This window comes from Seohaeicola saemankumensis, from assembly GCF_042678485.1.
Lineage (GTDB): Bacteria > Pseudomonadota > Alphaproteobacteria > Rhodobacterales > Rhodobacteraceae > Seohaeicola > Seohaeicola saemankumensis.
In genome coordinates this window covers 266496-278477 of record NZ_JBHTKR010000003.1, presented here as the reverse complement: position 1 = coordinate 278477, position 11982 = coordinate 266496, and the positions used below count along the sequence as shown (strand labels likewise).

At 64.2% G+C, this 11982-nt stretch carries 8 protein-coding genes; 6 read left to right on the top strand and 2 right to left on the bottom strand.

Features of this window, described 5'->3' with window-relative positions; all coding sequences use genetic code 11:
• The first annotated feature begins 4 nt into the window (after nucleotides 1-4).
• The gene (locus ACFQ3C_RS08210; protein WP_380790407.1) at nucleotides 5-718 is read left to right on the top strand and encodes a sigma-70 family RNA polymerase sigma factor; all 714 of its coding nucleotides are present in this window, start codon (nucleotides 5-7) and stop codon (nucleotides 716-718) included.
• A complete protein-coding gene (locus ACFQ3C_RS08205; RefSeq protein ID WP_380790404.1) occupies nucleotides 715-1353 on the top strand; it encodes an NrsF family protein in 639 nt (212 codons plus the stop codon). Before ACFQ3C_RS08210 ends, ACFQ3C_RS08205 begins: the two co-directional genes overlap by 4 nt.
• A gap of 72 nt (nucleotides 1354-1425) precedes the next feature.
• On the opposite strand, the gene ACFQ3C_RS08200 is transcribed toward ACFQ3C_RS08205, so the two are convergent.
• A complete protein-coding gene (locus ACFQ3C_RS08200; RefSeq protein ID WP_380790401.1) occupies nucleotides 1426-4017 on the bottom strand; it encodes an ATP-binding protein in 2592 nt (863 codons plus the stop codon).
• Nucleotides 4018-4199: 182 nt separating this feature from the next.
• Complete coding sequence (locus ACFQ3C_RS08195; protein WP_380790399.1) at nucleotides 4200-4574, bottom strand: YigZ family protein; 375 nt, start codon at nucleotides 4572-4574, stop codon at nucleotides 4200-4202.
• Nucleotides 4575-4684: 110 nt separating this feature from the next.
• Here ACFQ3C_RS08195 and ACFQ3C_RS08190 point away from each other — a divergent pair, with 110 nt between their 5' ends.
• The 4 genes from ACFQ3C_RS08190 to ACFQ3C_RS08175 all read left to right on the top strand — a co-directional run bounded on the left by ACFQ3C_RS08190 (nucleotide 4685) and on the right by ACFQ3C_RS08175 (nucleotide 11973).
• Nucleotides 4685-5113 (top strand): PaaI family thioesterase, encoded by a 429-nt coding sequence (locus ACFQ3C_RS08190; RefSeq protein ID WP_380790397.1) that lies wholly within the window; start codon nucleotides 4685-4687, stop codon nucleotides 5111-5113.
• A gap of 297 nt (nucleotides 5114-5410) precedes the next feature.
• Nucleotides 5411-6106 (top strand): GNAT family N-acetyltransferase, encoded by a 696-nt coding sequence (locus ACFQ3C_RS08185; protein ID WP_380790395.1) that lies wholly within the window; start codon nucleotides 5411-5413, stop codon nucleotides 6104-6106.
• Nucleotides 6107-6226: 120 nt separating this feature from the next.
• A complete protein-coding gene (locus ACFQ3C_RS08180; RefSeq protein ID WP_380790393.1) occupies nucleotides 6227-9580 on the top strand; it encodes a transglutaminase family protein in 3354 nt (1117 codons plus the stop codon).
• Nucleotides 9580-11973 (top strand): circularly permuted type 2 ATP-grasp protein, encoded by a 2394-nt coding sequence (locus ACFQ3C_RS08175; RefSeq protein ID WP_380790391.1) that lies wholly within the window; start codon nucleotides 9580-9582, stop codon nucleotides 11971-11973. Before ACFQ3C_RS08180 ends, ACFQ3C_RS08175 begins: the two co-directional genes overlap by 1 nt.
• The last annotated feature ends 9 nt before the right edge of the window (nucleotides 11974-11982 follow it).

Here is an 11982-nt window from a genome sequence, read left to right as displayed (position 1 = left end):
GGCCATGGCAAGTGCCACCACAACCCTGAACCTGCACGCAGGGATCGCGGCAGGCGTCATGCATGGGCCCCGCGCCCTTGCCGCGCGCATCACCAAGATGTCAGGCGACAACGGCACGGCGCATGCGGCACAATCGCACCAAAAAAGGATGATCCCCGACATGTCAGGGCGCGAGACAGAGCTGGCGGATTTGCTGCGTGCGGCCCGGGCCGGCGATCAGCGGGCCTATGCCGCGTTCCTCGGGGCCGTGACGCCGACGCTGCGCGGCATCGTCAGGGCGCGCATTCCCACGCTGGGCGCGGACTCGCAGGAGGACATCGTTCAGGAAATCCTGCTTGCGGTTCACGCCAAGCGTCACACCTGGGATGACAGCGCCCCGCTGCTGCCCTGGCTCTATGCTATCGCCCGCTACAAGGTGATCGACGCGCAGCGCCGACGCCGCCACCGCGGACATGAGCCGCTGGAGCCGATTATCGACCAGATCGAGGCGGCACCTCATGCCGATGACGTGGCCGCAGCCATGGCCGCCCGCGACAGCGCCGCCCTGATCGGACAGCTTGATGCACGCTCTGCCAGAATCGTGCGCGCGGTCAGCCTTGAAGGTGAAACCACCGCCGAGGTCGGACAGGCCCTGTCCATGTCAGAGGGCGCCGTGCGCGTGGCCTTGCACCGCGCAATCAAGAGACTGGGCGCCATCGCCCGAAAGGATACCCGATGAACACCCAAGACATGATCGCGCAACTGGCGCTGGAACCGGCAGCACCCCCCCTGAAAACGGGGCGGATCGCACTGGCCATTGTTGCGGGGGTTACGCTTTTCGCGGTGCTGTTTTTGGCGTTCGCCGGTTTGCGGGCGGATCTTCTCGGGCATCTGGTCAAGCCGCTGGTTGCGGCCAAGACCCTGCTGCCGGCACTGTTGTGCGTGCTGGCTTTAAGCCAGGTGATGCGGTGGCTGCGCCCTGGCGCTGCTGCCGGTATCGGTCTGCGCGGCCTGGCCGGGCTGGCGCTGCTGGGGGTCTTGCCGCTGTGTCTGACGGCCATGCTTGCCAGCCCTGCGTCGCTATGGTTTGCCGATCTGGCGCTGATCAAGGTTGTTGAATGCCTCGGCTTCATCCTGCTGATCTCTGCGCCTGCGCTGGCTGTGGCTTTCGCCCTGGTGCGACAAGGCGCACCCACCGCGCCCGCCCGGACCGGCGCCATGCTTGGCCTGGGCGTCTCGGCCGGGGCGACGGCGGGCTATTCGTTCTATTGCATGATGGACAATCCGCTTTTCTACGTCACCTGGTATGGTGTGGCGATCCTGACGGTCACGGCACTTGGGGCTTTGGCAGGCGCACGGCTGTTGCGCTGGTAGGCCGGGGCGACCGGATGTGATCCCGGATCGGCCCGGCGTGTCAATCAGCGCCAGCCGATCCGCCGCATCGCCCTAGCCCTGCGCCGGGCTGATGACGCGCTGCACCTGATCCAGCAGCGCGCGCTGCTTGAGGGGTTTTGCCACGACATCAACGAAACCGGCCTGCAGGTGCTCTGCGATCTGGTGCGGCATCAGGTTGGCCGTGAAGGCGATCGCCGGCGGCATGGTGCGCCCGTCCTGGGTGGCAATGCTGTGCATCCGCCCAAGCGCCGAGGGGCCATCAAAGACCGGCATCGAGATATCCAGAAGCAACAGGTCGAAAGGCTGCGCCGCGAAAGCGTCAATCGCTTGCTTGCCATCGCGCGCCATGACGATCTGGGCGCCCGTTTCCGCCAGCATTGCAGCCAGGACCTCGAGGTTCACGTCATTGTCGTCGGCGGCAAGGATACGCATCCCGGTCAGATCGACCGGGGGCTGCGGCAGATGCCTGTCCGCATCGGCAACCGGGGTCTGCGTGGCGGCCTGTTCCGCGTCCGGCAGGGGCAGCGTCACGGTAAAGGTCGTGCCCTTTCCGGGTTCCGATACCAGTTCAAGCTGGCCGCCCATCATCTCGACCAGGCGGCGCACGATCGACATGCCAAGGCCGGTTCCCCCGAACCGACGGGTCATCGACCCGTCAGCCTGCACGAATTCGTCAAAGATACGCATCTGTTGCGCCTCGGACATGCCGATCCCGGTATCGATCACCTCGATCCGGATCTCTCCGCTTGCCAGCACGCTCAGCCAGAGGCTGACCTTGCCGTCATCGGTGAACTTGATCGCGTTACTGACCAGGTTGTGCAGAACCTGGGCGACGCGATGCGGGTCGCCCAGCCGGCGACGCCGTGCCCTGCTGTCGGTGAAGACATCCAGACGCAGCCCCTTTTCCTGCGCCTTTGGCCGGTGCAGCGTTTCGATACGGTTGGCGATCTCGTCCAGTCGAAAGGGGATATGTTCCAGCGTCAGCTTGCCAGCCTCGATCTTCGACAGATCGAGGATGTCGTTCAGGATCGCAAGAAGCGTCGCACCGCTGCTGCGGATCACCCCGATCATCCGTTTCTGATTGTCCTCGGTCAGCGTGCGCTCCAGCATTTCCGCCATGCCCAGAATGCCGTTCATCGGGGTGCGGATCTCGTGGCTCATGTTGGCCAGGAACATGGATTTGGTACGGTTGGCTTCCTGCGCGGCCAGGGTTGCGGCATGAATGCTGGTCACATCCGCGCCCGCGCCGCGATAGCCTGTGAAACGGCCGTTGCTGTCGAAGGTGGGCGTCCCGCTGATCATCAGCCAAAGCTCCCGCCCGTCCTTTGCCCGGAACCCGAAATTGAACTCGCTGAAAGGCTCGCGCGCGGCCATTTTCCGTGCCAGCCCGCCCCAATCCGCCTGGCTGAACGCCTTTGGCAGCAAGGCGCGCTGCTGATCGCGGGTGCGCCCCAGCAAGAGCGATGCGTCATACCCCGTCAGTTTTGTGTAACCTGGCGAAACATAGGTGAAACGCAGATCGGCATCCTGCTCCCAGACCCAGGAGCCGCTGATTTCCGTCACCTCCGCGAAGCGGGCATTGATCTGCTCCTCGGCCTGCAGGCTGTGGCGTAGCTTGGTTTCGGTGCGGTTCTGTTCCTGGCGCGCCTTTTCAAGCTCTGACATCCGGTTGCTCAGCGCGTCGTTCGACGCTTCCAGATCCCGGATGTTGGCTTGGCGTTCCTCGATCAGCCGCCCCATCATGATGCTTGGCAAAAGCAGAAGGAGCCAGGCACCCAGCATGACGGCCCGCAGGATCGGCGTTGTCGGCGGGCTTGTGCTCCAGCCTTCAAGGGGAACCGCCGACAGCCGCCACTTGCCGCTGGGCAGCAGCACGTCCAGCGTGACGGGATCGGCTGACAGCACCGCGGGGTCACCGAAAAACACATCGCTGTCGGATCCCGCGCCATCGCGCCCGGACAGGGCAAGCCGCATGTTCAGATCAGGTTGCAGCAATCCGGCGGATTCGTAGAGCATGGTGTCGCTGAAAACGGTCGAGACAAGACCCCAGAACCGTTCTCCACCGGGTTGCGGAACGAAGACGGGAAACCGCCCGATGAATCCCGTGCCCCCCTGGACCAGTGCGACGGGTCCGGCAAGAACCAGTTCGCCCGTATCGCGCGCCTTGACCGCAGCCCCGCGCTGCGCCGCGTTTTCCAGGTAATTCAGGCCAAGCGCCGCCTCGTTGCCGGCCAAGGGGTGAACCATCCGGATGGTCATGTCGGGTGCCGCGGCAACATTGCGTATCGCGGAATTCTCGCCGATCAGCCCCTCGGCGATCTGGGCGAAACGCGCCTGGTTCATGTCGGGTTCCGTGATCAGCGTGGCGATCAGGCCACGGATCAGCTGCACGTTGCCCGTGACCTCGCCTTCCAGCCGCGCGCGCAGCAGCGTGAGATCATCGATCACATCAACCCGCAACTGCTGGGCATAAAACATCCTGTTGCGCTTTTCCGCAGCGATCCAGAGCCCGGACATGACCAAGGTGGCGATCGCGACGGTCAAGGCGCTGGGGCGCAGAAACCTGCGTTTCAGAAAATCTGCGCCGTATTGGAAATAGCCTGTCATGTCGGTCGTGGGGTCCTTGGGCTGTCCGGTTCGCATCTTGGCAGGCGGGACGTTTCTGGGGTGAAACCCCCGTGTTTCATCGGCAGGCGGCAAGTGGATAAAAGGCGCGTTTTCACCTGCGAGTTTGCTTGAAGTCTTGCAAAGGATCAATAAACAACCAAAAGCAGAATAAAACCAGAAGCGCCAGGTTTGCGCGTTTTTCTACACAAGATGTTGCGTCAGGGCCGATCCGCCACGTCCTGCGGCCCGGCCTGATCCAGGTAGAGCCTGACAGCATCCTGCACGTGGCGAAAACGGTCGCCGCCCAAATGCTTGCCGCCATACCAGCGGGTGACGACCACCACATGGTCGCGCAGCCCCTCGCGTTCCAGCATCCGCAGGATGACCATGCCCGCACCGGCTTCGCCGTCATCGGCCTTGATCGGCTGGTCACCCGCCAGAAGGGCCCAGCTGTGATGGGTGGCGCGGGCGAATTTCTTGCGCTTGCACAGGGTTTTGACGAAAGCCCGCGCTTCGGTCTCTGACCGGCAGGCGGCACCCGATACCGCGTAGCGCGACCCGCGATCATTGATGATGTTGTCCAGCACCAGCATGGCACAGGGCTACAGCCTGCGCGACCGGGCGGCAAGACCAGCGGGGCGGGGAAGACCGCATTGACATGGCCCGATCCCCTGAGATGATGCCCCCGACCAAGGAGGACCGCATGACCGATACCGACACGGGCGAACAGGCGCGCATCGACACCATCGCGCAGGCGCAGCCGCCCTTTGCACAGACACTTGGCCTGAGGATCCTGTCAGCCCATCCCGACCGGGTCGAGGCAGAGCTGCCCGTGACCGAAGCCTTGGGCAACCGCAACAACACCTTGCATGGCGGGGCTTTCATGGCCCTGGCCGATAATCTTGGCGGCACTGCGACCTTCCTGAACCTCAAGACGGGCGAGGGCACATCGACCATCGAAAGCAAGACCAACTTCTTCCGGCCCGTGGCCATCGGTGATACTGCCCGCGCTGTCACGGTGCCGCTTCACAAGGGCCGCTCGACGATGGTGTGGCAGACCACGATCACGACCGGTGAAGGCAAGCTGGCCGCCATCGTCACCCAGACGCAGATGATCCTGCGCCCGATGTAGACAGATGGGAAAATGCAGCCCCGGCATCTGCCCCGCATACCCGGGGTTGACCTCTATTATTGCAATAAATGTTTTCTTTGCATTTCATAATAACAATAATATTGCGTAAAATGCCAATTTAAGACAATAAGGCCGCCGCATAGTGCGGGATCGCAGACGCTTTGCGAACATGCGGTCTGTCGCGGCGCTGGATGTAGAGGTCGGTCAAGACTGGCACTGGCCTGTAAGGCCCCGCTGCGGATAGGTTGCACCGGGCACTGCGCACTGGGCACTGGGCACTGGGCAGGAGGGCGCGCCATGTCGGAACATGTCAATGAATTGGGCCAACCCGTCGGCGCGCCGCTGACCATCGCGCTGCCGCGCCCGCGCCCGCCACGAACCCCGATGCGGGGCCGCTGGTGCGATGTGGTGCCGCTGGATCCCGATGCACATGCGAAAGCGCTCCATGCCGCCTATGCCGCCGATACCGAGGGGCGTATCTGGACCTATCTGCCAAAAGGGCCCTTTGCCGATCTGGCCGCCTATCGTGCCTGGATGGATGAAACCTGTCTGACGGATGACCCGCTGTTTCACACCATCCTGGTTGACGGGCATCCCCTGGGTGTGGCCAGCCTGATGCGGATCGACCCGGCCCATGGCGTGATCGAGGTGGGAAATATCAACTTCTCGCCCGCCCTGTCACGAACCCGCGCCGCGACCGAGGCGATGTTCCTGATGATGGCGCGCGCCTTCGACGAATTGGGATACCGGCGCTATGAATGGAAATGTGATGCGCTGAACGCGCCCTCGCGCCATGCGGCGCTGCGGCTTGGCTTCACCTATGAGGGCACCTTCCGCCAAGCGACCACCTACAAGGGGCGCAACCGCGATACGGCCTGGTACGCGATCACGGACGGGGACTGGCCAGATCTCAAGGCGGGCTTTGTGGCATGGCTTGATCCTGCAAATTTCGATGCGATGGGGCGGCAGCGCGCGCGGCTTCACCAGAAATGACGCCGCCTTGCCGGAATTTCGGGCGAATCCGCCTGAAGCCCGGCAAGGTGCCAGTTTGTGATGGTATGATGGGAAGCGCTGTGAAAAAACAAAGTGACAGACCTGACCTGAAAGGTGCCCATGTCTATCCTTGCCAGCATTCACCATCTGACCCACTACACATATGATCGCCCCGTAACCCTGGGACCTCAGGTCATCCGGTTGCGCCCCGCGCCGCACAGCCGCACGCGCGTGGTATCGCATTCGCTCAAGGTCAGTCCTGCGGATCATTTCGTGAACTACCAGCAGGATCCCTATGGCAACTGGCTGGCGCGCTATGTCTTTCCCGAGCCGGTGCGCGAACTGAAGATCGAGGTCGATCTGACCGCCGACATGACCGTCTACAATCCTTTCGATTTCTTCGTCGAGGATACGGCCGAGGAATGGCCCTTTGACTACCCCGAGGATATCGCCCCCGATCTGGTGATCTACCGCACCCCCGAACCCGCCGGCCCGCGCCTGCAGGGCTGGCTTGATACGGTGCCGCGCGGCAGGGCGCGTACGGTTGATTTCGTGGTCGGGCTGAATGCCCGTCTGGCGCAGGATATCGGCTATGTCATCCGGCTGGAGCCGGGGGTGCAGACCGCTGAACAGACGCTTGAGACCGGCAAGGGATCGTGCCGCGACACAAGCTGGCTGCTTGTGCAGGTGTTGCGTCACCTGGGGTTCGCCGCGCGTTTCGTGTCCGGTTACCTGATCCAGTTGAAACCGGATCTGATTGCCGTCGATGGTCCGGTCGGCGCCACCCATGACTTCACCGACCTGCACGCCTGGGCCGAGGTCTATCTGCCCGGCGCCGGTTGGATCGGACTGGACCCGACATCGGGGCTCTTGACCGGAGAATCCCACATTCCCCTGGCTGCGACACCGCATTACCGCAATGCAGCACCCATTTCCGGAATGGCCAGCGCCGCGAATGTCTCTTTTGATTTCGACATGACCGTGACGCGCGTGGCTGAACATCCCCGCATCACGAAACCCTTTTCCGATGCCGCCTGGGCCGAGCTGAACGCGCTGGGCGAAAAGGTGGACGCAGCCCTGAAGCAGGGTGACGTGCGCCTTACCATGGGCGGCGAGCCGACATTCGTCTCGACCCTGGATTTCGAAGCGCCCGAGTGGAATACCGATGCGGTCGGTCCGACCAAGCGCGTCTTCGCGGATGCGTTGATCCGCCGCCTGCGCGACCGTTTCGCGCCGGGCGGGTTTCTGCATTACGGCCAGGGCAAGTGGTATCCGGGCGAGACATTGCCGCGCTGGACCTTCTCGCTTTACTGGCGCGGCGATGGTCAGCCGATCTGGACGGATCCCGATCTGATCGCCCCCGAAGCGACCGATGCCACCGTGACGCCCGATCAGGCATCGACCTTGCTGGAAACCATCGCTGGCGAACTTGGCCTGCCCGCCGAAAACGTGATGCCCGCCTATGAGGATCCCGCTGAATGGATCATCAAGGAAGGCAACCTGCCCGAGAACGTGACCCCCCAGAATTCCGAACTGAAGGACCCCGAGGAGCGTAACCGCATCGCGCGCGTATTCGGGCGGGGCCTGACGGAACCTTCGGGTTTCGTGCTGCCGGTGCAGCGCTGGCAGGCCCGCGCCACCGGGCGCGTCTGGCGATCCGAAAAATGGACGCTGCGGCGCGGCAACCTGTTCCTTGTGCCGGGCGACAGCCCCGTTGGCTATCGCCTGCCGCTATCGGCGCTGCCGCATGTCCCCGAGGCGCAGTATCCGCATGTGATCCCCTCTGATCCGTTCGACGATCGCGGCCCGCTTCCCGGATTCGCCCCTGATCCGTCGCGACAGCAGGATGCGTCGGCGGATGGTCCCGCCCAGCATCCGGCCCAGGCCACGCGGTTCACTGCATCCGAACCCGGTCAGACCCAGAACGAACAGACGATCGGAGAGTTGGGCGGCGCGGTTCGTACCGCCCTGTCCGTCGAACCGCGCGATGGCCGGCTTTGCGTGTTCATGCCGCCCGTGGAACAGGTCGAGGACTACCTTGATCTTGTCGCCGCCGCCGAGGCGGCCGCGAAAAAGCTGGGTCTGCCCGTGCATATCGAAGGTTACGGCCCGCCCCATGACCCGCGCCTCAACGTGATCCGCGTCGCCCCCGATCCCGGCGTGATCGAGGTGAACATCCACCCTGCCCATACCTGGCAGGACTGCGTCGCCACGACCGAAGCCGTCTACGAGGAGGCGCGACAGCTCAAGCTCGGCGCCGACAAGTTCATGATCGACGGGCGGCATACCGGTACCGGCGGGGGCAACCATGTGGTCGTCGGCGGCGCGACCCCCGGCGACAGCCCGTTCCTGCGCCGTCCCGATTTGCTGGCCAGCCTGATCCTGCACTGGCAGCGGCATCCGTCACTGTCCTACCTGTTCTCGGGTCTGTTCATCGGGCCGACCTCGCAGGCCCCGCGCATCGACGAGGCGCGGATGGACGCGCTTTACGAGCTGGAGATCGCACTGGCCCAGGTGCCGCTGCCGGGGCAGGGCACACCACCCGCGCCATGGCTGGTGGACCGGCTGTTCCGCAATCTGCTGGTCGATGTGACCGGCAACACCCACCGGGCCGAGATCTGCATCGACAAGCTTTATTCCCCCGATGGTCCCACCGGACGGCTGGGGCTGGTCGAGTTTCGCGGCTTCGAGATGCCCCCCAACCCGCGCATGTCGCTGGCCCAGCAATTGCTGATCCGCGCCCTGATCGCGCGCATGTGGGCCAATCCGGTCAGGGGCAGCCTGACCCGCTGGGGCACCACCCTGTCGGACCGCTTCATGCTGCCGCATTTCGTATGGGAAGACTTCCTCGAGGTTCTGGCCGATCTGCGGCGGCACGGGTTTGACCTGAATGCGGACTGGTTCAAGGCGCAGGGCGAATTCCGCTTTCCGTTCTGCGGCGAAGTCACCGTAGAGGGTGCGACGCTGGAGTTGCGCCAAGCGCTGGAACCCTGGCATGTGCTGGGTGAAACCGGCGCGATCGGCGGCACCGTGCGCTATACCGACAGTTCCGTCGAACGTCTGCAGGCCAAGCTGACAACCAGTGATCCCGACCGTTATGTCGTGACCTGCAACAAGCGACGTCTGCCCCTGCAAAAGACGGGGGCGAACGGTGTCGCGGTGGCGGGTGTGCGGTTCAAGGCGTGGCAGCCGCCGCTGGCCTTGCATCCGGTCCTGCCGGTCAACGCGCCGCTGACCTTCGACATCTACGATACCTGGACCGGGCGCGCGCTGGGCGGCTGCACCTATCACGTGGCCCATCCGGGCGGGCGGAACTACGACACCTTCCCCGTCAATGGCAACGAGGCCGAGGCGCGTCGCCTTGCGCGTTTCGAACCGCATGGCCATACGGCGGGCTTTTATGAACCTGTCGCGGAAACGCCCCATCCCGAAGCGCCGATGACCCTTGATCTGCGGCGGGCGGCCGGCATCTGATGGCGGATCTGGCGCAAACCGGTACCGGGGGGATGCATCTGTTCCAAAGCTACCGCCCGCTGCCGGGCGTGCCGGATGAGCTTTGCGACGAAGCCGGGCGCATGCGTCCCGGCTGGGCCGGGCTCATCGCGCATATGTCACGCCTCGATACCGAAGCGATGGCCCATGACATCGCGCGCGGCGATCAATACCTGGCCGATGCCGGCGTGTTCTTTCGCAGCTATGGCGATACCACCCTGTCGGGGCGCGACTGGCCCTTCAGCCCGGTGCCGATCATCCTGCCCGAAGCGGAATGGCGCCATATCAGCAAGGGGCTGATCCAGCGTGCCGACCTGCTGGAAACCGTGATGGCGGACCTTTACGGCCCCAATCGCCTGGTGGCCGAAGGGCATCTTCCCGCCAGCCTGATCGCGCAGAACCCTGAATGGCTGCGCCCGCTGGTGGGAACCGCGCCGCATGGGGGCCATTTCCTGCATTTCCTGGCATTCGAGATCGGGCGCGGTCCCGACGGGCGCTGGTGGGTGCTGGCGGACCGCACGGATGCGCCATCGGGCGCCGGGTTTGCGCTGGAAAACAGGGTTGCGACATCGCGTGTCTTTCCCGATCTTTTCCGGCAGACCAACGTGCATCGCCTGGCCAGTTTCTTCCGCGCCTTCCGTCAAGGTTTGGACCAGCTGCGCGACGATCCCGCCGCGCGCATCGGCATCCTGACGCCGGGGCCGCTGACGGATACCTATTACGAACAGGCCTATATCGCGCGATACCTCGGCCTCAGCCTGCTTGCGGGTGAGGATCTGACCGTCAAGGATGGCCGGCTTCAGGTCCGCACCGTGCAGGGCCTTGTCCCGGTCGAGGTGCTGTGGCGGCGCATGGATTCAGCCTGGACCGATCCGCTTGAGCTGAACGAGCAGTCGCAGATCGGCACGCCCGGCCTTGTCTCGGCGATCCGCCAGGGGCAGGTCACGATGGTCAATGCCCTGGGCGCGGGCGTGCTTGAAACCCAGGCGCTGATGGCCTTCCTGCCCGCGATCTGCCGCCGCATGACCGGTCAACCGCTGACCATGCCGAATGTCGCGACCTGGTGGTGCGGCCAGCCGGGCGAACTGGCTCATGTGCGCGCGCATGCGGACCGCATGATGATCGGCCCGGCGCTGTCCACGCGCATGCCCTTCGAAACCAACGCCCCTCATGCGATCGGCGGCAAGATGCGTGGCGCCGATGTCGCGTCTCTGGATATCTGGTTGAAGGAGAATGCCACGAACCTGGTCGGTCAGGAACTTGTCACCCTGTCCACAACACCGGTCTTCCAGGATGGCGGGCTTGTGCCGCGCCCGATGACGATCCGCGTCTTTCTGGCGCGCACGCCGGATGGCTGGCAGGTCATGCCGGGTGGTTTCGGCCGCATCGGCACGGGTCAGGATGCATCTGCCATCGCAATGCGGCAGGGCGGCGCCGTGGCCGATGTCTGGGTCGTCAGCGATGACCCCGTAGAGCCTGACACCATGCTGGCACCGGCTGACAAACCCTTTCAGCGCGCGCAGCTTGGCCCGCTGCCGTCGCGCGCGGCTGACAACCTGTTCTGGCTGGGCCGCTATGTCGAACGGACCGAAGGCATATTGCGTCTTTTGCGCGCCTATCACAGCCGCCTTGACGAAGCCGCGACAGAACCCTTGCTGACCCTCATTCGCGCGCGGCTGGCCTTTCAGGGTATCAAGGTGGATAAACCGCTTCCCGACGGGCTGCGCGAGACGCTGGAGCGCGCCGTGGCAAGCGCCAGCCAGATCCGCGACCGCTTTTCGGTGGATGGCTGGGCCGCGCTCAAGGATCTCGAGAAGTCGATGGGCCGGATCGCCCTGACAGCACAGGGTGGTGGCGATGCCGCCTTGGCGCTCAGCGTGCTGCTGCGCAAGATCGCGGGGTTTTCGGGTCTTGTGCATGAAAACATGTATCGCGCCACCGGATGGCAGTTTCTGACCATCGGTCGCTCGCTCGAACGGGCGGCGATGCTGGCCGATCTGCTGGCCGTCACGACACAGCCCGACGCACCGGAAGGGGCGCTGGATCTGGCGATCGAGATCGGTGACAGCATCATGATCCACCGTCAGCGCTATGCCGTGACCACGACCCACAACAGCGTGATCGACATGCTGGCGCTTGACCCGCAGAACCCCCGCTCGATCCGGTTTCACCTGATGGCCATACGCAACCGTGCGGAAGATCTTTCGGCGCATCGCCCCGGTGCCGGCATGAGCGACTTTGAACGGCGCGTGCTGGAGCTGGACACGCGCGTTGCCCTGTACCGTGTCGAAACCATGGACGGTGATGCGCTTCGCATCTTGCATGATGATCTGCTGGCCCTGTCCACGGCCTTGCATGACGCCTTTCTGCTATAGCAAAGTGAG